The sequence below is a fragment of the Halorubrum ezzemoulense genome, assembly GCF_004126515.1.
GTDB classification, from domain to species: Archaea; Halobacteriota; Halobacteria; order Halobacteriales; family Haloferacaceae; genus Halorubrum; species Halorubrum ezzemoulense.
Genome location: NZ_CP034941.1, coordinates 169,591 through 195,468, shown reverse-complemented (window position 1 = coordinate 195,468; position 25,878 = coordinate 169,591). Strand labels below are relative to the sequence as shown.

Below are 25,878 nucleotides of genomic sequence, written 5' to 3'. Positions count from 1 at the left end.
CACTACGGCATCCGGGCGGCCTCCCATGATAGTGCGTCCTTGGCAGGTAGGCCAATCAGAGCCACGCGTTCGATGACGCTGTTGAATCATCGGCCTTTGACCACCCCAGTACCTCTTCACGCACGCTGGGGACTTAGCAGGCTTTCATCCCATCAGAGCCACAGTACTAGCACAAAGTAAGCAAGCTTTACACATGATGGATTGGTAGCTGTTCACAAGTAGATGAGCGAGGGGAGACAAACTGGCGAAGGGGTGCTAGTAATCGTTGCCATTGTGGCGCTGCTGCTCTCGGCTGCATTCCTCCCCGTCGTTGATATCTTTGGCGAGGAAAATGGCCCCGGAGCACTCGGACTCCCCGGTGATGAACTGGAAGAAAGCGGACTCGGGACTGCTGGTGGAGGTGGCGAGATGCCGGGCGGGACGTCAGGATCGCCAGTCGGCGGTTCACTCGCCGCCCCCGAGCAAACTAGTATTAGCAGTGGGTTTAATGGATCACTCACTCCGGTGCCCCTGTTTGTCGTTAACTCGTCGGAAACCACGTACTGGCGACAGACCGCATACACGGACTATACGGGTACCGGGTGGGAACAGTCGGCCGACGATCGTCCCATCTCGGAGGGTGTGCCGAACGACGATCGGACTGTAGACAGTCAGATCATAGAATACGAAGTGACCGTGTTGACCGACACCCGGTCGCTACCGACAGCGTGGCAGCCAAAGAGTGTCAGCCTGTCGAACCAGTCAGGAACGACTGTCCGTGCATCGACTGTCGGCGGCGTCAGCACCGACCGCTCACTTTCGAAGGGAGCCACCTACACCGCCACGAGTTCACCTCCCCCTCGCGATGCAACCACCCTTCGGCAGGCTGACGGGCGGGCTCCAGACAATATTCGTCAAACATACACGCAGTTACCAGCTGATACGCCAGATCGGGTCGGCGAGCGCACGGCTGAAATCGTCGGCGGCGAACAAACTCGGTACGACCGCGTGATGGCGGTCCACGACTGGCTCGAATCGAATAAGGGCTACTCGCTCCAGACCGATATCGACTCCAGCCAGCCGATCGCCGATCAACTCCTGTTTGAGGTCGACGAAGCCTACTGCCAGCATTTCGCCACGACGATGGCAGCCATGCTCCGGAGTCAGGACATCCCAGCACGGTACGTAGTCGGCTTTGCCGGGGGGAGCCCTGTTGGCGATGGTGAATCTCTCGTTACAAGCGATCGGGCCCATGCGTGGGTCGAGGTCTATTTCGAGGGTGTCGGCTGGGTGCGGTTCGATCCGACGCCGGGCGGCAGCCTTCCGGTTGACTCGCCACAGCCACCGTACGACCTCTCGCTAAACCGTTCGGCGGTCGTCGGCGCTGATGTCGCGGTGAACGTCGAGAAAAACGACAGCGCGGTCGTCGGCGTCCCAGTCTATGTCAACGATGAGCGCGTCGGCTGGACCGATGCGAGCGGCGAGACACCGGCGACCCTACCGTACGCCGAAGAGATCACAATTACCGCTCGTCCTCGCGGCTCGGAGACCAAGTACTCCGACGATTCGGGTTCGACCACTACTGTTGCCGATATCGACGGTTCGGCGTCGACTCTCCTCACCACCGATTTTGATGATGCGACGTCAACTGTGAGTCCACGCCTCGTCGAGGCACTACCGACCGTGGCGAGTAGTCTGCCGCTGGTAATCTCCCGGCTTGGGGGACCGACGATCGGCGCACTCGGTACTGATTTTCATCAGGTGGACGACGCGACTAACGAATCGTCGGTGACCTACGCCCCAGAGACAAACGCGACGATTTCCGTGGGCGGGAATCGGACAACGGGTGGGACCGCTCGACTTGTGGTCGCCGTTCAGGACGTGCCGGTCGCTGACGCGAACATCGACTTCGACGGCGAGACCGTTGGGTCGACCGATAGCGATGGCGTTTACGAACTCTCGCTCGCAAACATCGAGCCGGGTAACTATTCGGTCCGGGCGACTCGCGGGTCGGTTGATGTCTCATCGACGCTCACCGTCACCCCGCCAGAAGGAGGCAACGACTCAGAGACCGCTGAGGACAAACAGCGTGATCCCCTTGCCCCTAATATTTCGGTCTCACCGTCCCTGATCGCACTCCCGGGAACCTCGGCGACTGCGACGGTTAGCCGCAACGGCCAGCCGATATCGGGCACTCCGGTCCGTGTTGACGGCGAGGTCGTCGGCGAGACTGACGCCAATGGGACAATTACTTTGTCGTTCCCCATCGCCGATTCGGTTGTCCTCACCGCCAGCGCCAACGGCGTCACCGGCGAGCAGTCGATAGACGGGCTGTACCGGAACGCCGGGGTCGTCGTCGCCGCGTTGGTTGGTACCCTTGTCGGCCTCATAATGATCGCCCGGCGGTACGGGATCACTCGGCAGCTACTGACACGCAGACTCGCGGCTATTGTTGCCCTTCTTATCTCTATTCCACACCGGTTGACCAATCTCGTGATTCGGTTGGCAGCCGCGTTTGAGGCCGCTATCGTGGGGCTCTGGCGACAGCTCACGTCGTTGCCGAGCCTCCTGACGGGATCGCTTATCAATATCCTCCATCAGGTGAACCCCTACGGGTTGTTACTAGCGGCGATCACGTGGGTTCGCTCCCGACTCCGGGGGCTCCGTCGCAGTAGCGATGATACTACAGCCGACGCAACAACGACGAGAACCCCCGATACAGAACAACACCGACGGATTCGGGCGATTTGGGGGTCGTTCGTCGAGTTTGTACGGCCGCCAAAGCTCACGACACGGACCCCCGCCGAGATCAGTCGGTACGCGATCAGACAGGGGCTGCCGCGGCGACCTGTGGAGTATATCACCGACCTATATCGCGCCGTAGAGTACGGCCACCGGTCACCTGATGAATCGCGGCTTGAATCCGCCCGCGAGGCGCTGTCGACGCTCCGGGAGGAGGACGACGAATGAACCGTGAGCATCTATTTCGGACCCTGCTGTTGTTGATCGTAAGCGCCGTCGTCCTCGGGTTTGCCGCCGTTGTTGGCTACCGCCCCGAACTCCTGCCGCCAGAGATTATGATGCAGTTGGATCGACTAACCGAAGCTGTCGGGGTACGGACTGCGATCCTCGCCGCCGGTGCGGTCCTCGCCTGTATCGGGCTGTTGGGCTCGTGGGCGTGGCGAACGAACGATCAGACGGCGGTATTGTCAGACCTGTCGCCCGAGCAGCCGGATCGGGAGGTCGACGTGACGGGCGCGGGCCTCACTAGCGTGTTCGAATCCGTGCGGAACGGGCGGTCTGGCTCTGAGACCATCGAGGAGTCACTCCGGACGGTCCTAGTAGATCTATACGGTCGCAAATTTGACGACCGCGAGCAGGCCGAACAGTACGTCGACAACGGGGAGTGGACCAACGATCAGGTAGCTGCGGCGACGCTGACGGCGACCAATTCAGTTGAGTTCCCACTTTTATACCGAGTGTACGCGTGGTTGTATCCTGACCACGCCTACAACTACCGAACGCGGCGGACGTTGCGCGCAGTTGAAGATACCTGTGCAGCTGAGTTAACGGCTTATAACCCACCAGCACGGCGGCGAGGGCGGTTCGGTCAGTTACGGGCTCTCTTTGACTCCGGAGGTGGCCGACAGTGAGACACACCCGCTACCGGATCATGCGGGCTTATGCGATCATCCTTGTCGCCGCCGGAATCGCAACTGGATCGCTCTCGCTGGTGCTTGCCGCGGCCGTCCCTCTGGTATTCGCTCTCTACGGGGCGCTGTCCGGCTCGCCGGTCGTCAAAGGTAACATCGAAGTTAACCGAGAGATCAGCCCTGAGACCCCATTGCCCGGCCAGCCCGTTGACGTGACTCTGACGGTCCGGAACACGGGAGACACGGCAATTCCCGACCTCCGTTTCGTTGATGGCGTCCCCGAGGAACTTGGCGTTACCGAGGGGTCGCCCCGCGCTGGCAGTGCAATCGCAGGGGGTAGTAAGCTGTCGACGACTTACACGCTCGCTGCCGACCGTGGAACCTACACCTTCGACGATGTCACCGTCAGCGCGCGTAACCTCAACGGCACGCGAGTGGTCGGAGAGGAAATCGACGCAACAGGCGTCACCGACTTCGAGTGTCGGGTCGCAGTCGAGGATATCCCAGTCCAGCAGACTACCTCCTATACCGGGCAGCTGGCGACGGACTCGGGTGGACCGGGCGTCGAGTTTTACGCGACTCGAGAGTACCGGCCCGAAGACCCAGTCAAACGAATCAACTGGCGACAGTATGCGAAGACTGGTAAACTGGCGACGATCGACTACCGCGAGCAGCACGCCGCCCACGTCGTCGTCCTCACCGACAGCCGCCCGTCGACTCACACTGCAGCCTCCCCGACTGATCCGACAGGGGCGACCCTGAGTGCCTACGCCGCGACAATCGCCATCGAAGTGCTGATCAACGAGGGTCACCACGTCTCGCTGGGTGCACTCGGGATTGCCGACCCACAGACCGATATCGAACCTCCGGCGTGGGTCTCGGCCGACGAGGGCACCGCCTTCACCACCCACGCGACAGCGGTGTGTAACGCCGCGGCGTCGGGCGCGACCGACAGGATTGATAACAGAGATCACTCCAACAGCTCTACCACTGTTGGGCCGACCAGCACTGAGCCGCACGGAGAAGCCGCATCTCCCCCAGTGGCTGACGGCGGCATCGACTGGCAGCGGCTCCAGTCGCTCGTGCCGCCCGGCGCGCAGGTGATGTTGTGTACCTCTGCGACCGACGGGGCGATCGTTGACCTTGTCGAGTCACTCCGAGGCGACGGTCATGAGGTGACGGTGCTCTCGCCACAGACCGCTCCCGAGACCGTCGGCGGCCGGATAGTCGCGCTTCAGCGTTCGGTCCGGCTTGATCGGCTCCGGTTTCTCGGGGCGACGGTTATTGACTGGGAACGAGCGGAGAAACTACCTGCCGCGCTTGCCCGGGGCTTGGATGCGGGGGTGCAGTGATGGCCGGTCAAACCATTCTGCCGAAGCCGAATACAACACGCCTCGGCTCGCTTTTGATCGGCACTACCGTGGCCCTCGGTGGCTGGCTCCTCACAAGCGCGACCGGGACAACTCGGCCCGGCCTCGCTGCTGGGGTCGCCGGGGGGCTGTTGGGAACCATTGTTCTGGTCCGTAATACAGAGACACCGCTCGGGACTGCAGTTGCGACGCTGCTATTGCCCGTGCCGAGCCTTGTCGGGTTGGTTGCCGTCGGCCTCCCGCTTCGTGAGCTGGTACCGCTGACAATTGCGGGCGATCCGTTTGTTCGGCCGCTGATCGGTCAGCTTGGCGTAACAGTCGCTGTCGGAATAGCTGCCTTCGGCGTCATCGCCACGCTTGATACAGGCGTCGGGGAAGGCGCAGTTGCCAAACTTTGGGGGACGGCCGTGCGGGCGCTGATTGGGATCGGTGTGCCACTCGCTGGCCTGCTAGTCCTCCAGTTCGATGCTTTGACTGCGGTTCCCGTCTCCATCCCCGGGATCGATGGTTCGACCCTCACCACGTTTCTGTATCGGCCCTCTGAATCCGTATTCGTCCTCGTCAGTTTCTGGCTTCTCGTGACCCTCCAGATCGCGGCGCTCAAACTACTAATTGTGGTGGCCCCCGTCATGGAGTTGACACCACAGACGAATCAGGAGTCCGTCGGTCAACTACTCTCGCGAACTCATTCCGTGCTTAACACGGCTTTTGTGCCGGTGCTCGGGCTAACCTTTGTATCGATACTGCTTGCGTTTGGGGTGTCAGATCCCCGGGCGCTTCTCGCTCGCTTCCCGGTGGTTTTTGAGCTTCTCGCAGCCCCCAGCCTCCGCCGCGGCCTCGTTTCTGGTATCGGTCTCGTGACGCTTGGGGTGGTATTGCTAAGCGGGTTGCAGTTTGTCGCCGGTCGGGTAACCGACACTGTCGGCCGCCTTATTCCGTCCATGCTGGCCGGGGGGAGTGCGGTAGCGGTCGCCATCGTCGGCTCACCATTGGTGCCACAGACCGTCAGCCAGATCCCTGAGACACCAGTTCCGGTCGATGAAGTAGTCACCGCGCTGACGCCGGCGGGGGTTGTTCTTGCGGGTGTCACCGTCGCCGTGGCGCTGTTGACCGGCGTGCTCGCCATGATTGTAACCGCAGGCGGAATGAAATACATCCCCCGGCGGACCGCGGGCAGCGCCATCGCCAGCGCGGGGCTCGGGATCGGTACGATCGCTGCTGGGATCGGCGGTACCGATGTGCTTGTGGTCTTCGCCGCTGTTGCCGTCTCAATCTTCATCTGGAACACGGGCGAGCGTAGCGTCACGACGCAGGCTGAACTGGGTCCCTCCTCATCAATCCAACTGGAAGCTATCCACATGTTCTCGGCACTCGGTCTCGCGGTCGTCGGCGTCGGATTGGCGTGGGGGCTGTACACGAATGCCCTCAGTCGACTGATCGTTAGCGACGGGACGCTTGTCGGCGTCCTCGCGTCGACTGTGGGTGTCCTGCTGCTGGTCGTCGCAATTCGAGGGTGAGTAGAGGCGTCAGTCGGCAGTCGTCGCTGCGCCCGGTACCTCGACGCTGTCGAGAAGGTCGGTGACGATTGCCTCGGCGTTGATATCCTTAATTCCGGCCTCAGAGGTCAACACCAGCCGGTGGGTCATCACCGGACGGGCGATAGCCTTGATATCATCGGGCGTCACGTAGTCACGACCATCGATCAGCGCGTGGGCCCGAGAGGCTTCGAAAAACCGCTGGATACCACGTGGCGAGACGCCCACGTCGACTCGCGGATCATCTCGACTCGCTCGGGCGAGGTCGACAAGATACTCTTTGACCGACTCCTCGATACTCACCTGTTCGGGCAGCTGGCGGAGAGTGGTCACCTGCGAGGCGTCGACAACCGGATTGACAGTCGGCATCTGGGTGTCCCGACTCGCTCGACGGCTAATGAGATCGATCTCGCCGCCGCGGTCGGGGTAGCCAATCGAGGTCTTAACGATAAATCGGTCCCGTTGTGCCTCTGGCAGGCGGAAAGTGCCCTCTTGTTCGATGGGGTTCTGAGTGGCAAGAACAAAAAACGGTTCTGGGAGGTCATATGTTGTCCCACCGACAGTAACCTGTCCCTCATCCATTGCCTCCAAGAGCGCCGACTGGGTTTTCGGGGGTGCACGGTTGATCTCATCGGCCAGCACGATATTGGCAAAAACGGGTCCGCGCTGGAACTGGAACTCACCGTGCTCCTCGTTATAAATCTGTGAGCCGGTAATGTCGCTTGGCAGCAGGTCAGGTGTAAACTGGATGCGAGTAAACTCCAGATCGAGTGCATCGGCTAGTGCAACGGCGGTGAGCGTCTTCCCCGTCCCCGGAACATCTTCCAGTAGAACGTGACCACGAGCCAACAGGCCAGTCGAAACGGTTTCGAGAAACTCCCTGTCGGTGATGACTGCCTCGCTAACCCGATCCATTACCGCAGTAATCCGTTTTGTTGCCTCCTCCATCCGCTGACCATCTCTCATACGACACTATCACTGCTTGGTATGGACTTATCAGTTGTTGTGACTGTACTGCCCTGTTGACTCGATGGAAACGCTGCTATCCCTAGAGAACGTGAACCAAGATATGGGGCGCAAGAGACCGATAAGGACTCCGTGCCATAGAGCACGTTCTGTTGACTGGTCCATGCGCGAAAGAAGTCGAGTCATGGGCGCTACAGCCCGGATGCCGCGGCCCGGCATCCGGGCGGCCTCCCATGATAGTGCGTCCTTGGCAGGTAGGCCAATCAGAGCCACGCGTTCGATGACGCTGTTGAATCATCGGCCTTTGACCACCCCAGTACCTCTTCACGCACGCTGGGGACTTAGCAGGCTTTCATCCCATCAGAGCCAGAGAGAATATGTCTGGAAAAGAATACATCAACAGAGCCGTAATTATTGGATATCAGTTTGCGCTCAGTTTTCACTTTCATCGCGCTTAAGCCAAACTTAAGTCCGAACAGTCAGAGAGCAAATGTATGTCGAACAACCTGATGGACGAGATGGCTCTGGACGACCAGGCCATGCGTCCCATCATCGAGAACTCGGATATCATTGGTGGCGTTTACTACATGAACTACGACGAGTGCGTCATCGTGAGCAACGACAAGTGGAAAGACGAGGCCGGCGGTGTTCCTCGGCATTCGTACCTACTTGCAACAGCTACGGACTGGGACAACCCGGAGGAGTTCGAGGAAGAGGATGCGTACGCGATTCTGCTTCGAGCCACGGGGCCGGAGAAGCTCCCTGCTGAGGATGACTTGATGAAGGTGCGTGAGGAGGCGATGCGGCGGAAAATCACCAACGACACCGCTGTAGATTCCTCTCAGGTGCCGGGGACTAGCGAGGAGATCATGGACGTTCTCACCAAGAACGAAATCCAGTTTTCATACTCACGGACATAAATACGCAAACACATCTGGGATTTCGACCCGGTTGAGTACAGAGAGAGCAGCCTCACGGAGACCGTCGAGTGTGTCAAACAGGCGGTTCCCAAGTTCTTGATCAAGTTGTCTCCAACACTCTTCCGCGGGGTTCAGCTCCGGTGAACCCCGCGGTAGGTAACAGAGTTCTATCGGTGTATCTTCAGCAAACTCTTGGACCTTGTTCGCCGTGAAATACGAGGCGTTGTCCAAAACGACGCAAATCTTCTCGCCGAATTCAGTCTGAAGTGCGTCGAGAAGTCGAATCGTCGTGTCGCTGTTAAAATTCCCTGCACACGGCAGGAAGAACGTCTCACCGCCATCGCTGACTGCACCAAGCAACTTGATGCTATCCCACGCGCCCGTCACCGGCAGTGACGGGCGCTCTCCTTCCGGAAACCACGCATAAATCAACGTCGAGAGAACCTGTCTCGTCTGATCGATGGTCAGGATCGTGTATTCGTCGTCCAGGTCGTTGCGCTTTTTTTGAAGCCTTCTTTCCAAGCTTCTTGGGCTCTTTCGTCGGATTTGTAGAACTCCGGCCGGGCTGTCTTCCAGGACAGCCCGGCCTCAGACATCAATCTCCGGACGTGCCGCTCACAGTACTCAACGTCAAACTCTTCGACGAGATAGTGACGAGCTAGTGGAACAGACCACGCGGGCGCGTCTAATCCTACTTCCTCAGGCGATTCGTGAAGTACCTTGACGAACCGCTTGTGTTGTTCATCAGAGAGTTCGGTTGGTCTGCCTTCGCGCGGATCGTCGTAGGCGACTTGCTCGACCGGCTCATCAGCGAGCCGGTCGAGCCGGCCAACCCACCGAGACAACCATGGACCGGTGTAGCCGTATCGTTCAGCAACCTCCGCCATCGTTGTATCGTCTTCTTCAAGATAGTTGATCACCGCCATTAGCCGCTGTGTCGGCTTTTTATCTTCGACCTCCGCGAGAGCGTCGCGGAGGTCGTCAAGAGTGGCGGCGTCAAGCGTGGACATACTTGCTAATCACACTCTAACCTAAAGAATATTTAGCTGACAGTATCAGCCAAGAAGGGATGAGCTTCATCCACGAGTACACCACGAAAATCGCGGAGATGGACACCGAAGAGATCGACCCGGTTCTCCGCCGGATTCAAGACTGGGTCGAAGACCCCATCAGCCGGGGGATTGTGGCCCACCGAGACGGGACGATTAACCTCTCGCACGCCGTCGAAGAGGGGAAAATCATTCTCGTCCGGAACACGGTGCGGTCTGACGAGATCCGGAAAGTCGTCTCCACGGGGATCATGCGCCGCGTGTGGTCGACCATCAGAAAACGCGAGAAGATCGAGGAGGCCGACCGCGAGCCCTTCTTCGCGTTCATGGACGAGTTTGACGACATCGCCTCAGAGAACATGGCCCTCGACAAGATGCTCTCGAAGGCCCGGTCTGGGAAGATGGGCGTCGTGACGTGTCTCCAGAACCCCTCGCAGGTGCGGGAGATTGCGCCCCAGACGCTCAAGCAGATGTTCGGGAACACGGACACGCTGTTGAGTTTCGGTGTGACGGAAGTTGATGACGCCCGGATCATCGCCGAGCGGTTCGACGACGACGACATCGACTCGGGGACGATTCAGTCGCTGCCTGCGTATACGGCCCTGACGACGATCTCCACGATGGACGAGGACGGGCCGATGCGGTCGGACCCGCTTGCGCCCGACACCTTCGCCCCGTACCCGGCGCGGCGGACGCCGGCAGAAGCCGAAGCGATCATCGGGGAGAACCTCAAGGAGTACGGCGTCGACGCGCTCGAGCAGAACCTCGACGAGTCGGAACACGCCCTGATGCACCTTGGGGGCGAACACGACTTGACGAAGTGCTTCCTTGAGGCAGTGTGGGCTGAACAGATCCGACAGAACGCACTCGATACGCTCCCCGGCGCATACGAGACGCTTGAGCCCGCCCCGGCGTTGAATATCGACCCGCCGGAGATGGACGGCGACGACACACTCTCGGTGAGTGTCGAGGCCGCAAACGAGGGGTTCCACCGCCGGACGTCGACGGACTTCGAGGAGCTGCCTGACGGAATCCTCGTCGATGAGGCGTATGTTGAGCTGGCCGACCCCGAGGATGAAGAAGAGGAAACCAGCGTCCGGGGGACGGGCGGGACGCCGACAGGACAGGTTCGGATCACCGACCCGGAGACGGAACTGTCGATCACGGACAAAGGGATTCGGTCGGTTCTTGAGCAGGCTGATGAAGATTGGCGGCCCGAGACAGAGAAGCACAACGAAGTGATTCGCCGGTCGTTCGTGATGCTGTCGGCTATCGGGATGGAAGTCACCGTCGTCCGGCAGGACCACGAAGTGAGCTTACCGGACGCAGTTGCCTACCCGCCGATTGAGGGGACTGTGGATACAAAGCGGGCCTCGCGTTTGCTTGAGCAGTTCAAGAAGGACTACCCAATCGCCGCAGACCTCTCTGGGGGCGGTGCGATCACTATCGAAGCAGAGACCTCAACCTACAAGAAGCCAGCCCGGACGCTCCAGAACCTCGCCCGGTCGGTTCGTAGTGACCGGCGGGTTATGTTCGTCACTCCGGAGGAGGGTGGTGAGAAAAGTGCTGAGCTTGCTGCTCGCGTCAACCACATTCTCACAGACCCGAAGCTCATCCGTGGGCACCTTCGGATGCGCCCCAACGAGGACGCAGAAGACGCAGGTGATCTTACAGAGCGCGACCCGATGCCGCTGTACTACAATAAGACCGACTTCCTTGAGTTGGGGACACCCACAGACGGTGAGCGGAAGCACGCGCTCATCAGGAAGGGCAAGCAAGCGGTGTGGGTCAATACCCACGACGACGAGATTCAGCTGTACGACGGCATGGCTGATGGCGCCAAGAAGGGGTCGCTCCGGATGGACGAGGGCTTCGGGTCAACGAACGCGTTCGACGTGTGGTGCCGCTATGACACCCACAACAACGAGTGGGTGGTCTACCCCGGCGGCGAGGTCCAACGCTACCCGACACTCGGCGACCTTCGCGAGGACTGGCAACTGGTTTACGAGCCGTTCGTCCCCGAGCGGGAGTTCGAAGAGATACCGACGGAGGAGGACTGGGACATTGTCCAAACGGCTCTCCCCGAATTCCTTTCGCCCGCTGAACAACCCACGAGCGAATCGGATACTCAAGCACCTGTCGAGGCCGATTCTCCTGACACCGAGGGAGACTCACCCACCGAGACGTACACGAGTATTGAGCAAGTTCCCGAAGAAGCAAGGGTTGAGCAGGACACGGAAGACGAACCAGACACGAGCGATACCGAGGACGAAGAGATACACATAGAGCGTGCCGGGTTCTCACGCGAAGCCGTCCCCATTCCGGAACGGCTCATCCCGAGCAAGATGCCGAGTCGGGATAGCGACGTGAGTGGGGTCGGTTCCAAACCCGGAGCGAATGTAACCCACGAGGCCCCACCGGATGCGTTTGAGCCGATCGTCCCCGATGAGCAGTTGCCGATATACCGCGAGATGACCGCCCTTGATATTGAGGGCAACAACCGCGACCCGGTCGGGATACACGATGACGACGCAGCCGCGGATGAGGGCGACACACCGGCCACGGACAACGCCGACACGCCTGACGAGGAGCCGTCTCCCAGTGTCGAGACGACCGTGGATGAAGACGACCCGTTCGGTGCCGACAGCGATACGGATGGGCCGGTCGACATCCTTAACGATGACGCGGGCGCCGACGAGACGAGCCCGATTGACGCCGTGACGTTCAGTCACGCAGCCGCCATGACAAACTTGAGTACCTACTACATCGCCAACAGCGACGCAATCGACGAGGACAGCTCGCCAGACGATATCGAAATCGACTCCGATGCGGTTGCCGACAAATTCGGCGCGAAAGACCCCACCGACGCCGCCTTCTGGCAGGACGTGTGGGATTCGGCGAACCTGAACGAGACGGAGGCCATCTTCCGGGATAACCTCCCCGGTGCGCTTCGGTACGGGACTGGCGTCCGTGATACGCAGGCTGCGGACGCAATCCGGATCGGACTTGCGACGAACAAACTCGTAGTGGTTGATGAAGATGCGCTCCGTCTGCCGGGGCCGCGAGATTCTCCTCGCGATTACCTTGGCGAAGACGAAATAGCCGAGATGCAGCGTCGGGATAGTTGGGTGCCTGTGTGGGATGCTCTTGGGAATGACCATGACGCGAGTGCCAGTGTCTCGATGGCAGTAATCGCGCTCAAGCGGGAATACGAATTCAAGGAGCCGATGGCACGGGCCGCTATTGGCGCGGGTGTCGAGGCCGGCGTCATCGAAGAAGACGGAAAGCAACTCGCCCTCGGTGAACGGGCGATCCCGACGTTCTGGGATGAGGTACTGACCACTGCGGGTAACCAACCGCACACCCCGTTCAACGAACAGGCTCTGACCCTTGCTCTCTGGGACGCACACGATCTCACCCAAGAACAAGAAGAAGCAACCATTGAGGCGGCTTGTGAGCACGGCGCGGTGTACCGTGACGACGAGACGGGGCAGTTCAAGATCAATACACCTCGCGACGAGAAAGGGCCGGAAATCGACGCCGCAGCGTTCGACCGGGATGCGTATCCCGTAGGTGGAGACGGCTCGGACTCCGACGACAGTTCCGACGGCGACGGTTCCGATGATACCGACGACGGCCCGGACGGTGGGGGAGAGACACCCGCCACGGACGACAGCGAAGATGCATCCCCCACGCCCACGGACGCGAACGGTGAGAGCGACGAGCCAGACACGGCCAGCACACGCGAGGAAGACACAACCGACACCGAGACGACCAACGCCCCGTCCGAGAGTCGGAATGGCTCAGGCGGGCGCACAGGCGCGCACAGCGAGGCCGGGAGTCAGGACGACGCAGACACTACGTCCGACGCCGAGACGAACGCTGGGAGCGACGACGGCGCCGAGACTGACGCTGGGAGCGACACCGACCCGGACGACGGCGAGACAGAGCCGCCCGCAGCCGGCGCAGCCGACGCAGAGAGCGACGCCGACGACACACGCCCCACAGGACAAACCGCACCCGGCGAGCCGCGTGCCGAGCCTAACAGCACACTCGTCGACGCCGACCCTACCGACCTCCGGCTGAGCCCCACGCCGGACCTCGGCGCAGTCCAAGCCTGCCTCGAGGAAGCCGCCCGCTTCTTCCACAGCCAGCTGGATACGACGATCGACCAGAATGTCACGTGGAACGAAGAACGGGCGTTCGAAGTGGGCTACCGGAAGCCCGAGACACCGCGGGAATACTTCACCACACTTGACGAGCCCGACCCGGCGTACCCTGTTGAGCAGGATCCCGACGCTGCTGACGCGATGCCGCCGAACGAGGACGCACAGACCGCCGGCATCCAGTCCACGGAAGACGCCGCTGAACGCATTGCCGAGCCCGAGGACTTCGCCGCCGACGAGCAACCCTACCAGTATCTCGGCGCTGACCACCGGGGCTGGAGCGACGACCTCGTCGATGACAAGCAGCTCGGGTGGGCACCCGCCTTCGGCAAGGAACTCTTCTTCCACCTCGAAGAGCAGGGCTTTAGCCACCACACGATGGTCGCGACCGGGCTGTTCACGAAGCCAAACGACGCCTACGGCGAGAACGAAGAGGGCGAGGAATACGTCGATTACACCACGATAGACAATCCTGACGATCCCGCCGACCTCTCGTGTCTCTTCCGGGCGCGGTACATCTTCCCGTACTACGACGAGGACGGCAAGGTGGCCTTCTTCATCGGGCGGCGGCCGGACTTCGACACCGAAGACGGCACCCACACCGACGACTTCACCGGGGGGAAGTACGCCAAGCTCGCGACGACGAAGAACTACACTATCGCCGACGAGCCGATCTACGGCCGGGAGACCATTGTCGAGGGCGAACCCCTCGCAATCACGGAGGGGATGGCCGACGCGATTACCGCTCACGCCCACGGCATCCCGTGCATCTCCCCGGTCACGAAGTCGTTCAAAATGAAGCACCGCGACGTACTCGCGGAGATCATCAAGCGCCGGGAGATCCCCGACGTGTACTTCCTCCAAGATTCGGACCCGCCGAAGCGGGTCGTCCTTGCGGAGGAAGACCGGGACCACGACGAGCGCGAGTGTGAACGCGACATGAACATCCGCGAGTTGTTCTGTACCGGCGAGTTCCCCGGCGACGAGATGTTCACCCGGAAGCTGGTTCTCGAGGCCGCTCGCGACGGGACGCTCCAAGACAAACTCGACGATCAGGACATTCGCGTCGCGCCGCCGGCTGACGCCGACGTCGACGCAGAGGAGCAGACGCCCGTCACGGCCGAGGAAGTCCCGGTTCACCTGTTGGAGTCCGAAGGCGAATTCCACGGGAAGGGCCCGATCAGCGAGGTCATCGAGATTCACCAGTACGGGCCCGGCGTGGATAGCGCCGTCAACATGGGCCGGGTGCTGGACACGCATACACCGTCGCCGGACGATACGTTCACGGGGACGGTCCAAGCCGCCGCCGAGGTGTATCGCGAGGAAGTCCTCGAGGGCGACGCCGACCCCAACGAGGATGATCACGAGCTCTGGGAGAAAGTCGCGACGCGGCTCGGTATGATCGACGTCGACACCGAGACAGACGAGACTACTGCGAGCGCCGACGCGGACGGACAGACGGCACTGACGCCCGACGAAGAGCCAACCCACACTGACTACGGTGGAACCAATGTATGGCTCTTAGAGCTGCCGCAGTTTGGCGATGAGAAGCGCGACCTTGACGACTTCCTCCAAGAGGGCTGGCTCGCGCTCACGCCGCCGGCTGAATGGGCGCTTCGACTGACGATGGGGAATGGCCCGACACCCGCCGACGACGGGAGTGATGGACCGGCCACGGCCCCTGCGTGGATGCGGGCGCTCGCCGACCGGTCGGACCCAGTTGGCGAGTACCCAACCGGAATGGATCCGACGTCGCTTGGCTACCCCACCGCCCACGACCTCCCCCAGACTGTCGGGGCGATCGACCGGACAGAAACGGGCGTAAATATGCCCGTTCGTGACCCCCACATCATCCCGGCTGATCCCGACGCTGACACGGGGGCGCTGACGGCCGCTCACAGGTGGCCTGTTGGCGACGCGAGCACGCTTCGCGGCGAGGGTAATGTTCTCGATCCTGTGCCTGAACAAAACGCGGTGTATCCACCCCTCTCGCTGTTCGGTTTCATCCCCACAATCCACCCGTCACAACACCCCGCCGCGACGGGCAACATTGGGGGGCTGGTGAACGACGCCAGCACCGCGATGGATATCGACCCACAGGAGATCGAAGACCGAATCGAACAGGGCGACTATCGCGAGCTCACTGGGAGCCACAACCCCCTCTGGAACCTCGACCTGCGCGACCTTGGACTCACGCCCGGATCCCGTGGGAAAAACCCCTTCGGTCACTTCGGTGAATCGGAGAACTACTTCGTGGTGATCGACGACGAAACTGCCTACTGTCACAAGCGGGAAGCGCTCTATAACTTCCAACACTTTGCGCTCTGTGACATGGGCAAGCGCGACCCGAAGGATTCCGCGAGTGGTCAGAATCTCGATGATTTAGAGTACCTCCATCTGTGGACCTACGCTCGCCAGAACAACCTCGTTCCAGAGCACACGCCTATCCCGCTGAAGGGGCTTGTGGGATACGCGATCGAGCATGATTATTGCGAGCCTGAGGACCTCGAACAATTCGGCGGGGGTAGCGATGATTCCGACAGTGATTCGGACGAACAGAATGCCGACTCGCCGGGCAGGAACAAAGCCGGGAAGCGCAACCTCAAGCTCCCGGATGATGTGTACTTCCCAGTTCTCAAAGATATCGAGGACACGACAGGATACACGCCCGCACGCCTCGCGGACAGTAGTGGATCCGGTGGTGACTCGGGCGGAGACGAGAGTAGTTCGACGACGCCTTCGGTCGACACAGAAGACGTTGCGTTCGACAGCATCCACCGCAAGTATGGCCAGCCGCTCATCGGGGACGACATGCCCGACCCACTGAAGCAGTTCCTCCGTCGTTACACCAACACGGAAGACGAGACGATCACGACCGACACCGACGAGACGGTGTTCGTTCCGAAGGCCGAACTCCGCGATGCGTTCAATTCGTGGGCGCAAATCTGCCTCCGGCACATCCGTAACAGTACTGATATGTCGGTGGATGATGTGGCGATCCAAGAGTACGCGCCGGGTGCGTTCACTGGGCCGCTAAAAGCGCAAGTCGACGTCGAACTGAAGGAAGGTCGGCCCAGTGTCGAAGGCGGAAAGCAGGTTCGGACGTGGTTCGGTATTGAGCTCACAGACGAGGGCGAAACCCTCGCTGAACTCGAAGGGAAGTTCTCGATGGACGACTAGGGAACTTCCTCCCGGCTCCGTTCTCACTGCACGATTCGGTTGCTCCGACGGGGGCTACTTGACAGGTTCCTGATTGTGGATTAGGTGTACGATAGTATGTCTCTCATCAGAGTCAACTACGCCTTCTCGCTGGACGTTTCGATACCAATCGTCGCGCAAAGCCCGAGATGAGCAGGTGACTGACTCACTATCTTTGCGCCATATTCCACACTAAACTATTCAACCCGCTGGTGAGGTTACTGACATTGACTCAGCTGGTGTCCAACTCAGGTCTGACCACCGAATATCACCCCCGGATATGGAATCAAAACCGCAAGACGTAACCGGGTATCTGGGGGGTGCCACAGAAGCAGAACTCAAGCCTATTTTGTCTCGAAAAGGCCCTGTATTCTCTAACTCACAGCAGATCCCCGATCGCCTGTTATTTTCTCTTTTATGTCTCGGAATTTAGCCAAATTCGATTTTTTGAAAATAACCACACGTAGCGGAGTATCCGGGGGTAGCAAGGTCACTCAAACACCCCCCGGATATGAAATCAAAACCGCATGACGTAGTGGGGTATCCGGGGGGTCAACCGAGAACCTACCAGAGTTTATTTCGCATATAAGTACCACATTTTCGACACACCCGGCAATTTTAGTGAAAATAATCATACGGGGGGTGAATCTGCCCGTTTTCAGTCCACTCTCAGCACCCCCTCGGATATCAAATCAAAACCGCATGAAGGCAAGGCCTATCCGGGGGTCTCCACTCCAAAATCACTGCTCAATCAAATATGACTCGCTCGCATACCTGAGCGTGTTCTAGAAAGCCGTTTCAGCCGGTTTCCGAGACCGACTTATTTTCACCTTCTCAGAACACCCCCAATTTGACCCGGTACGTCTGTGATATACCGGGTAATACCCCCTCTGGGTGGGGGTGTTCAGGCCCAAGGGCCAAGAGTAAGATGCCTGATACAGCAGGCAACCGGGATCACCCCAGCAGTCCCCTGAAGGGGACATGAAGAGACAGGGTCTCAGACAGAAGCATCACCAGCTGGTTGACCACCACGATCGAGACTGACCGCAGAAGGCAGTCGGCCAGCAAGACGGGGACACCACTACACGGCGGTCGGCACTACCACCGCCTCACCAACACTGTGTGACTCACGAATCCTCTCAGAATCTCGAAATAGCCTCAGCACACTTCCCCACGGGTCAGGTGGACCCCGGACGCAACACGACTCGTCGTCTCGACGACCGCGATCGTCTCGGTAGACTTCCCATCTCCTGACGGTCGATGACCACCACCGGGACAGTCCCCTTGGGGACCAGTCGACTGCCGTCGACACGCCGTCCGATCCACAGACGAGAGACTCCCTCAACACATCGGCTGTCGACCAGTCTCTCACCGCCGAGTCGTGGCTCTGGTCACTGTTTCAGGAACCTGATGCGTCAGCCGACAGTCGGCCCTACCTCAGACGCCGACCGGCTGTCACCATCGCCACGATCACACGCCGTGTGGAACGGCTTCGACCCCGGCGGGATTTTCACCTCCGACGTCGGTGACCGACTCTGCTGATCCCCTCATCCGGGTGGGCTTGTCGATGCGACTCGACTCGCCGATCTCGACTCGCGGCGTCTCCCGACCGAGGTCACGACGTGGTCACCAATCGGCATCGACACCGCCTCTGATCAACACCACAGACGCGGCGACCAGTCGCCGCTTTGGACGCCGCATTCGCTTGGCCCGTGTCGACGATCAGGATCCACAGCGAGGTAGACCTCTCAGTATTCTGACTACGACGCCGTCGGCCGTCACCAGCGACGGAACGCCACCACCACAGACACGGCAGGCGACCGCTTCGAGCCTGACAGCCGACGGGGACCGAACGGTGTCGGGTCCACCCCACCAACAGTGGTCGCGACCGACACGCCTCGAGGACAGCTGGTCACTGTTCTGTTGGGTGGGTTGCCCCCACCTCGACGACTCCCTCTTGGCGGGAGTCATCGCCAGTATCCCCACCGGGAATCTTTCAGCGATCTGGTATACAGAATGGCGTCCACGAGCCACCCACCTTCGGTGGGGCCTCGTTCTGTCTCAACACGGTGAGACGACACCGTCTGAATCCGGACGGAGTGGCGGCAGGCCCCAACCCAGTGATAGCATTATTTCGGTCGGGCCAGCGGTGAGGTTTCCCAAGATGAATACGCTTCTCGCACTCGTCGTTTTCACCGCGTCGTTCGGCACCGCAATCGCCCTGCTCGTCGGCATCGTCTTCGCCGCCCTCATGTCGATGAATGCCCGGAGTGGATCGGAGGGGTGTGACTTCTGTTCGAGTAAGTCGGCCACCCGTCTCGGGGGTGGTGACGTCGCCTGTAGTGACTGCAAACGCCGGGTCCTCTGACCGGCTTCTCAGCGGGGGTCGAGACTCCCTTGCTACAGCCCGGTGGCTGGTGGGTTTGTTGCGGCAGATGACGGAACCGCAACCAGCCTGTAGTGGAGACGGTCGATCAGTCGGGTTTGTTTGGGGTCGATCTCGGGGGACAACCAGTGGGGGAAACTCTCTGTGACTCCCCACTCATGTTGGCCCCAATGGGACGGCTGGTTGTGACGTTAGCAGTAACTACTAACCCACCGTTCAGCACGGTGTCGGAGACACCGGCTACGGCCGAGTCTTGACCTCGCTTCTGCTGACAACATTTTTGCCTCCCGCCAGCGGTGAGGGTTTCCCCCGAGGGGGTGACCCGACCAACCGACTATGACCGAAACGCTTCGCGGTTCGACGCCTCAGTCCGAGTTTGACCTGACGACTACCCTTGACGACGACATCGAGTGTGCCTGTGAGGGTTGTCACGACGATGTCGACGACCAGTTGAAACTCCTCCTCGGGTGTGACGCCCGTGGGATGGTTGCTGACTACGGGACGGTCGGCTTCTGCTCGCTCGAGTGTGCCCGCCAGTTCGTCTCGGCGGGCCCGTACCAGTCGCTCGAGGAAGACCTGATCGTCTACACCCAGCAGCCGGTCGTCGCGACCGCCGTCCACAACGGCGAGGTCATCGAGGCCACGCTCGGGTTCGACGTCAAGGAGGCTATCGAGGCGGCCGCCGAGATCGTGGCCGACCTCGTCGACGACGTGGAGCTCTCGCCTGACGACTTCACCGTTGAGACCGAGGCACTCTGATCATGAACAGCACCGACGCCGACGACACGATCGACATCGCCGACCCGACGCCGGTCGGCAGTCTCGATCTCCCGTGTCCCGACTGCGACACACAGCTTGAGGTCACCGCGGACGAACAGCGGGCTCCCGACTACGAAGTGGACTGCCCCGACTGCGGCTTCGGGGATGTCTACGTCGCTGGGTGAGGATATCCAGCCGGCCGGCCTCTTTTTTTGCGCTACGACGACAGCCTCGCCCCGATCGACCACCGTCGTCGTCGACATTATTCCTCCCAGCCGGAGACGAGGGTTTCCCCCGAGGGGGTGGCCCGACAAACCGTTATGTTCGACACGACACCCACTGACGCCGACAGCTTCGAGCCTCGCCACGACGACCACCAACGCGCCATCGACGATCTCGACCTCGCCCCCGGCGAGTGTCGCCGGGTCGACGACATCCCGGCAGGTCGCTCGTACCACCTGCGGCTCGGCTACCTCTATCAAAATTGCGCCTCCCGCCGGCAGCCCCGGGCGACGCGCGGCCGACCACTCGGCCGAAAGCCAGATTTAACACCATGAGTGTCGTTCTCTGAGCAAACTAATGGCTCAACTTCCGAAGCACTCCCTTCGCGTCGATGTCCGCAATATCGGCGGCATCGACGAGGCGTCGGTGACGCTTTCCGACGGCGTTTCGGTTCTCACCGGACGGAACGCGACGAACCGGACCTCCTTCCTACAGGCGCTGATGGCCGGACTTGGCAGCCGCCAGAGCTCGCTGAAGGGCGACGCCGAGGAGGGAGAGGTGACCCTGGAACTCGGTGACGATACGTACACCCGAACGCTACGGCGCCGCGGCGACTCCGTCTCGTACGGCGGCGATCCCTACCTCGACGACCCGGAACTGGCCGACCTGTTCGCGTTCCTCTTGGAGGACAACGAAGCGCGGCGGGCCGTCGCGCGCGGCGACGACCTCCGCGAGGTCATCATGCGCCCGATCGACACCGACGCGATCGACGCGGAGATCCGCGAGTGCAAGCGCGAGCGCGACGACCTGGAGTCCGAAATTGAGCAGCTCGACAGCCTCGAACGCGATCTCCCCGGTCTTGAAGCCGATCGCAGCGAGAAGACCAAAGAGCTCGAAGAGGCAGAAGTGGAGCTCGAATCGGTCCGCGAGAAGCTCGACGAGCTCGACGCCGGCGTCGAGAAGAGCCAAACGCGCAAACAAGAGATGGAGGAGGCGTTCCAGCGGGTCCGGGACGCCCGGTCCGAACTCGACGACCTCGAGTTCGACCTCGAGACCGAGCGCTCGACGCTCTCGGAGCTGAACGCGGAGCGCGAGGAGCTCCGAGAGACGGTCGAGGCGGCCGAGGAACCCGACGGGAACGCGGACCGGTTGGCTGGCCGCATCGACGAGCTGCGCAGCCGGAAGCGCTCGCTCGACGACGATATCAACGAGCTCGGCAGCGTCATTAGCTTCAACGAGGACATGGTGGGCGACTCGGAGATCGATTTTGACGTCGACGAGGGGACGACCGGGGACGACCCGACCGCCGCGCTGACCGGGGGCGATCGGACAGTCTGTTGGACCTGTGGGTCCGAGGTCGAGACCGAGCAGATCGAGGCGACTCTCGACCGGCTGCGGGAACTCCGCTCCGACAAGCTCGACGAGCGCAACGAGATCCGCACGGAGATCCAGGATCTCACCGACCGACAGTCGTCGATCCAGCAGGCCCAACGCGAGATTGAGCGCGCCGAGGAGCGGCTCGACGCAGTCAGGACGGAGATCGAGTCGACCGAGTCGCGGATCGCGGACTTAGAAGACCGGATCGAGTCGAAGGAAGCGGAGATCGAGGAGCTAGAGGAGGAGGCCGAGTCGATCGACGTCGACGGCTACGACGAGGCGTTAGAGTTCCACCGCGAGGCGAACGGGATCGAGCTCCGGATCGAGCGGCTCGAAGACGAGATCGACGAGATCGACGACGAGATTGACGACCGTGAGGCGGCGATCGAGCGTCGCGAGGACCTGAAGGCCGAACGCGAGGAGCTGGCCGAGCGGATCACCGAGCTGCGGACGCGCGTCGACCGCATCGAGGAGGACGCAGTCGATGGATTCAATGACCACATGGAGACGGTGCTCGACATCTTAGAGTACGACAACCTCGACCGGATCTGGATCGAGCGCCGGGAGACTGAGGTCCGCGAGGGGCGCCGCAAGGTCACGCGGACCCGGTTCGACCTCCACATCGTCCGCTCGTCGCCCGACGGGACGGCCTACGAGGACACGGTCGACCACCTCTCCGAGAGCGAACGCGAGGTGGCGGGGCTCGTGTTCGCGCTCGCGGGCTATCTCGTCCACGACGTTCACCAGACGGTCCCGTTCATTCTACTCGACTCGCTTGAAGCGATCGACACTGACCGGATCGCGCGCGTCGTCGACTACTTCCAGACCCACGCCGACTACCTCGTTGCCGCGCTGCTGCCGGGCGACACCGCCGCCCTACCCGACGAGCACGACTACATCGAACAGATCGACTGACGGCCGAAACAGCCTTTTAAAACATCTTCAAACTTGCTCGTCGTCGATTCCGCGACTTCTTGACCGCACGCACAACTACAAAATTATGTGTGATTATAAATGGATTGTTATTTTGGCGAGCCTCGTCGGTCTCGGATCTCGCGTCGGCTCACCGATGTTTTTGTAACCCTTCGCGTCGAACTACCACTATGACCACGGCAGCGAGCGGCGTGAACACGAAGGTGGGGCGGGTGATCCGAGCGTACGACCTCGACGGGATGGGCGCGAACTTGGAGGCGGCGTGGACCGGCGAATCGGGTGAGCGGACGAGTCTGCGCGACCTCGCCGACGAGTTCAACGAGGCCGTGTTGCGGGCGGCCCTCGGCGAGGTCGGCGTCTCGTCGCTCTCAGTCGACGTATCGAGTACATACGAAGCGGTCCGCGGCGACTCTGGCTCGTCGGCGACGCGGGCGCGTCGACGCCTGGAGCGTGAGGGCGTCGACGTTGACGAGGTCACCAGTGACTTCGTCACCCACCAAGCGATCCACACGTACCTCACACAGGAGCGCGAGGCGAGCCTCCCCGACGCGAGCGAGGACATCGCTAAGAGGAAGGTCGAGACCGTCGAGAAGCTTCAGGGCCGGATGTCAGCGGTGGCGGAGTCGGCGCTGACCGCGCTCGCGAACGCGGACGAACTGGACCGCGCCGACTACGACATCCTCATCGATGTACGGGCCGTCTGTCAGAACTGCGGGACCGACGCCCCGGTGAGCGAACTTATCCGCCGGGGGGGATGCGGCTGTGCGAGCGACCCGACGTCCGACGAGGTGTGAGCCTGCGTCTCTGTCATTTCGCTGGATATAGGCGCTAAGCCCCCACCCTCAACGGAACGACTGAAAAGAGCGGAGCAGGGCGGGGATACAGCGCCATCATCATCTGTTTATGTTGTATTTTAATATAATACTTTAAGATGATAGATTACTGCGAAAAACAGTCAACACCCGCCCCTCAGCAACGAACTTTACATCGTCGGTTTCCATGACACGGGTAATTCAATCCATTACATATGTACGACTGTAATAGCATGCCTTTCGAACGCTCGATGCGATGTCGACGCCCGCAGAGACAGCTAATCGAACAGTCATTCTGCTCTCCCGAATCACTACGAATATGTCGCCCGAATTCCGATGATCTGTGCGGACTGTGTCACCATCTCGGGGACCTCCTCGCGGTACCACGTCCCTTTCATCCGGGTCGTCGGTCCCGAGACGCTGATGGCGCCGAGGACGCGGTCGTCGTCCGCGGAAAGGATCGGCGCGCCCACCGCGCGCATCCCCACGGTTCGCTCCTCGTCGTTGAACGCGTACCCGCGCTCTGCGATATCGTCGAGTTCGGCCCGGAGCGATTCGACCTCGGTCAGCGTGTCTGGCGTCTGCTCCGTGAAGCTGATCGCCTCCAGAAACTCGTCTAAGCGGTCGTCAGGGAGGTATGCGAGGTATGCCTTCCCGACCGACGTGGCGTGGAGGTCGACGACGGTTCCGATGTGTGAGTCCGTCCGCACCGCCTGGTCAGCCAGCGACTGGTAGATGTAGATACCGACGCCGTCGTCCTCGACCATCACCTGCGCGCGCTCCCCGACCGCCTCGACCAAGCTGTCCGTCTCGGGTTTGGCGACGTAGTACAGATCGTGATGTTGGCGAGCGCGGTCGCCGAGCCCGAGGAACTGGAGCCCGAGCCGGTACTCGTCGCCGTCCTGTACGACGTACCCCAGACTCCGGAGCGTCTGGAGGTGGTTGTGTACCGTGCTCTTCGATATCGATAGCGACTCCGCCAGCTCCGAGACCCCACACCCGCCGCGTTCGCCCAATTGTTCGATAATGCTGAACGACCGTTCTGTTGCTCCGACCGACGCCGCGTTTGGTGTGTCGTCGCGTGTCATACATAGCCGATCGCTCGGGTGGGTAATGTATCTGTCGCGTCTGTTCTGCCTGCCAGAACGTTCGTTCTGCTTTACAGGCTGAGCGCGTCGATCGTCGACCGAACCGGTCGCTCCGCCACGGCGTCGAGGGCGTTGAGCGCCGCGTCGACGCGCTCGTCGTCGCCGGTCTCGCCCGCACCGAGCCCGTGCGCCAGCAGCCTTCGGTTCCGCTCTCGGTACGCCGCTTCGGGCATCGGGTCTCGGTAGTCGCCGCGGGGGTACTCGCGGGCGCCGCGTAGCGTGGTCCCGTCACGCAGTTCGACTGCGACGCTCGCGCCCCACGACTCGGGGAAGGCCGCCTCGTACCCGTCGTCGACGCGCAGGTCGACGCGCGCGGCCACGCCCCTGACCGTCTCGTCGGCCAGCGCCGCCGGGGTGAAGTGGTCGAGTTCGACGCCGCCCCGACAGAGGTACGTCGCCAGCACGTAGGGCGCGGAGAACTTCCCGGCGGTCAACGTCTCCGGCGCGGCGTGTGCCATGTCGGTCGCGTTGGCGAACGTTCGGACCGTGATCGACTCGACGGCGCTCGGATCGACGTCTCGTCCGTCTATCGCCTCGCGGAGCGCGTCGAGCGGCGGGTGGGTGTACCGGCAGGAGGGATAGGGCTTGACGTAGTGTTCCGCGACCGCCCACTCCTCTCCGAGTGTCTCGAACTGGCTCGTGAACCCCTCCGGAAGCAACTCCTCGAAGGGGTCGTACACCGCCTCGATGGCCGCCTCCGATCCCTCGACCCCCGCCATCGCCGTGAGCGCTGCGGTCACGCCGACCTGCGCGGAAAAGCCCGCGGTGAAGTTCCGGGCCGTCGGCCCCTCAGCGTACGGGTCGTGCATCGAGACCACCGCGAGGTTCGCCGCGATCCGGAACGTCTCGCGCAGCTCCTCGTTGGTCGCGTCCAGACAGAGCGCGCTCGTCACCGCCGGCCCGACCGTCGTCCACGCCGAGTGCGGGTTCCGGACCAGCCAGGGGATCGCGTCGTTCATCCGGGTTTTCATCGCGAATATCGCCCGTTCGAGGCGCACGCAGACCTCGTAGGCCTTCGCACACGCGTCGACGAACGTCTCACCGTCGACGTCGTTCGCCTCCGCGGCCGCGAGCCCCCCGGCGACGATCCCGGCACCGACGTGGCCGCCCGTGTTGTGGCCCTCCTCCACCTCCTGTGCGATGGCGGCCGCGGCGTTCGTCATGGCGGCCTGCGGCGGGGCGACCCGCCGGTCCGTCCCGAGGATCGTCGCGTCGCCCTCCGCGAACGACGCGCCCGTCGCGACCCCGGCGACGCCCGGCGCCGCCGATCCGGCCACGGCGGCCGCCAGCACGTCCGCGACCACCGCCCGACCGTGTCTCCGAGCCGTCGTGTCGATGGGCGCCGCGAGAAAGTCGCTGACGGCTCGCTCCCACTCACGTGTGTGTGATTCTGCCATACATTGAG

At 61.6% G+C, this 25,878-nt stretch carries 15 protein-coding genes; 11 read left to right on the top strand and 4 right to left on the bottom strand.

Features of this window, described 5'->3' with window-relative positions:
- Positions 1-222: 222 nt before the first annotated feature.
- The 4 genes from EO776_RS16510 to EO776_RS16495 are packed head-to-tail and all read left to right on the top strand — an operon-like array spanning position 223 to position 6,519.
- Positions 223-2,949: a transglutaminase domain-containing protein gene (locus EO776_RS16510; protein WP_129452584.1), complete on the top strand. Its 2,727-nt coding sequence runs from the start codon at positions 223-225 to the stop codon at positions 2,947-2,949.
- Positions 2,946-3,632 carry a DUF7269 family protein gene (locus EO776_RS16505; RefSeq protein WP_049933434.1) on the top strand — a complete coding sequence of 229 codons (687 nt, stop codon included), beginning with the start codon at positions 2,946-2,948 and terminating at the stop codon, positions 3,630-3,632. Before EO776_RS16510 ends, EO776_RS16505 begins: the two co-directional genes overlap by 4 nt.
- Positions 3,629-4,984 carry a DUF58 domain-containing protein gene (locus EO776_RS16500; protein ID WP_049933435.1) on the top strand — a complete coding sequence of 452 codons (1,356 nt, stop codon included), beginning with the start codon at positions 3,629-3,631 and terminating at the stop codon, positions 4,982-4,984. The genes EO776_RS16505 and EO776_RS16500 overlap by 4 nt, the downstream gene beginning before the upstream one ends.
- A complete protein-coding gene (locus tag EO776_RS16495; RefSeq protein ID WP_049933437.1) occupies positions 4,984-6,519 on the top strand; it encodes a hypothetical protein in 1,536 nt (511 codons plus the stop codon). Before EO776_RS16500 ends, EO776_RS16495 begins: the two co-directional genes overlap by 1 nt.
- Before the next feature lie 9 nt (positions 6,520-6,528).
- Here EO776_RS16495 and EO776_RS16490 read toward each other — a convergent pair whose 3' ends face one another.
- On the bottom strand, positions 6,529-7,503 hold the full coding sequence (locus EO776_RS16490) for an AAA family ATPase (protein WP_094520378.1): 975 nt from the start codon (positions 7,501-7,503) through the stop codon (positions 6,529-6,531).
- Positions 7,504-7,997: 494 nt separating this feature from the next.
- Here EO776_RS16490 and EO776_RS16485 point away from each other — a divergent pair, with 494 nt between their 5' ends.
- Positions 7,998-8,423, top strand: coding sequence for a hypothetical protein (locus EO776_RS16485; protein WP_099288484.1), 426 nt, complete (start codon positions 7,998-8,000; stop codon positions 8,421-8,423).
- On the opposite strand, the gene EO776_RS16480 is transcribed toward EO776_RS16485, so the two are convergent.
- A protein-coding gene (locus tag EO776_RS16480) for an IS630 family transposase (protein ID WP_246041564.1) occupies positions 8,412-9,433 on the bottom strand; the annotation gives its coding sequence in 2 pieces (ribosomal slippage) (positions 8,412-8,927 and positions 8,930-9,433; 1,020 coding nt in all). The genes EO776_RS16485 and EO776_RS16480 overlap by 12 nt on opposite strands.
- A gap of 59 nt (positions 9,434-9,492) precedes the next feature.
- Here EO776_RS16480 and EO776_RS16475 point away from each other — a divergent pair.
- From EO776_RS16475 to rdfA, 6 genes are all read left to right on the top strand, one after another.
- On the top strand, positions 9,493-16,818 hold the full coding sequence (locus tag EO776_RS16475; protein ID WP_246041562.1) for a TraM recognition domain-containing protein: 7,326 nt from the start codon (positions 9,493-9,495) through the stop codon (positions 16,816-16,818).
- Positions 16,819-19,000: 2,182 nt separating this feature from the next.
- Positions 19,001-19,204 (top strand): hypothetical protein, encoded by a 204-nt coding sequence (locus EO776_RS16470; protein ID WP_094521091.1) that lies wholly within the window; start codon positions 19,001-19,003, stop codon positions 19,202-19,204.
- Between the two features lie 354 nt (positions 19,205-19,558).
- Positions 19,559-19,981: a hypothetical protein gene (locus EO776_RS16465; RefSeq protein WP_094521092.1), complete on the top strand. Its 423-nt coding sequence runs from the start codon at positions 19,559-19,561 to the stop codon at positions 19,979-19,981.
- A 2-nt stretch (positions 19,982-19,983) separates the two neighbouring features.
- The gene (locus EO776_RS16460; protein WP_094521093.1) at positions 19,984-20,166 is read left to right on the top strand and encodes a hypothetical protein; all 183 of its coding nucleotides are present in this window, start codon (positions 19,984-19,986) and stop codon (positions 20,164-20,166) included.
- Between the two features lie 394 nt (positions 20,167-20,560).
- On the top strand, positions 20,561-22,495 hold the full coding sequence (locus EO776_RS16455; protein ID WP_094521094.1) for an archaea-specific SMC-related protein: 1,935 nt from the start codon (positions 20,561-20,563) through the stop codon (positions 22,493-22,495).
- Between the two features lie 188 nt (positions 22,496-22,683).
- The gene (rdfA, locus tag EO776_RS16450; RefSeq protein WP_094521095.1) at positions 22,684-23,307 is read left to right on the top strand and encodes a rod-determining factor RdfA; all 624 of its coding nucleotides are present in this window, start codon (positions 22,684-22,686) and stop codon (positions 23,305-23,307) included.
- A 329-nt stretch (positions 23,308-23,636) separates the two neighbouring features.
- Here the strand turns inward: rdfA and EO776_RS16445 are convergent, their stop codons facing one another.
- Positions 23,637-24,413 carry an IclR family transcriptional regulator gene (locus tag EO776_RS16445; protein ID WP_094521096.1) on the bottom strand — a complete coding sequence of 259 codons (777 nt, stop codon included), beginning with the start codon at positions 24,411-24,413 and terminating at the stop codon, positions 23,637-23,639.
- A 71-nt stretch (positions 24,414-24,484) separates the two neighbouring features.
- Positions 24,485-25,870 (bottom strand): MmgE/PrpD family protein, encoded by a 1,386-nt coding sequence (locus tag EO776_RS16440; protein WP_129452582.1) that lies wholly within the window; start codon positions 25,868-25,870, stop codon positions 24,485-24,487.
- Between the last annotated feature and the right edge of the window lie 8 nt (positions 25,871-25,878).

Coding starts and splice junctions, on each gene's coding strand:
- EO776_RS16510 (WP_129452584.1), top strand. CDS start 223: ATGAGCGAGGGGAGACAAACTGGCGAAGGGGTGCTAGTAATCGTTGCC.
- EO776_RS16505 (WP_049933434.1), top strand. CDS start 2,946: ATGAACCGTGAGCATCTATTTCGGACCCTGCTGTTGTTGATCGTAAGC.
- EO776_RS16495 (WP_049933437.1), top strand. CDS start 4,984: ATGGCCGGTCAAACCATTCTGCCGAAGCCGAATACAACACGCCTCGGC.
- EO776_RS16490 (WP_094520378.1), bottom strand. CDS start 7,503: ATGAGAGATGGTCAGCGGATGGAGGAGGCAACAAAACGGATTACTGCG.
- EO776_RS16485 (WP_099288484.1), top strand. CDS start 7,998: ATGTCGAACAACCTGATGGACGAGATGGCTCTGGACGACCAGGCCATG.
- EO776_RS16475 (WP_246041562.1), top strand. CDS start 9,493: ATGAGCTTCATCCACGAGTACACCACGAAAATCGCGGAGATGGACACC.
- EO776_RS16470 (WP_094521091.1), top strand. CDS start 19,001: ATGAATACGCTTCTCGCACTCGTCGTTTTCACCGCGTCGTTCGGCACC.
- EO776_RS16465 (WP_094521092.1), top strand. CDS start 19,559: ATGACCGAAACGCTTCGCGGTTCGACGCCTCAGTCCGAGTTTGACCTG.
- EO776_RS16460 (WP_094521093.1), top strand. CDS start 19,984: ATGAACAGCACCGACGCCGACGACACGATCGACATCGCCGACCCGACG.
- EO776_RS16455 (WP_094521094.1), top strand. CDS start 20,561: ATGGCTCAACTTCCGAAGCACTCCCTTCGCGTCGATGTCCGCAATATC.
- rdfA (WP_094521095.1), top strand. CDS start 22,684: ATGACCACGGCAGCGAGCGGCGTGAACACGAAGGTGGGGCGGGTGATC.
- EO776_RS16445 (WP_094521096.1), bottom strand. CDS start 24,413: ATGACACGCGACGACACACCAAACGCGGCGTCGGTCGGAGCAACAGAA.
- EO776_RS16440 (WP_129452582.1), bottom strand. CDS start 25,870: ATGGCAGAATCACACACACGTGAGTGGGAGCGAGCCGTCAGCGACTTT.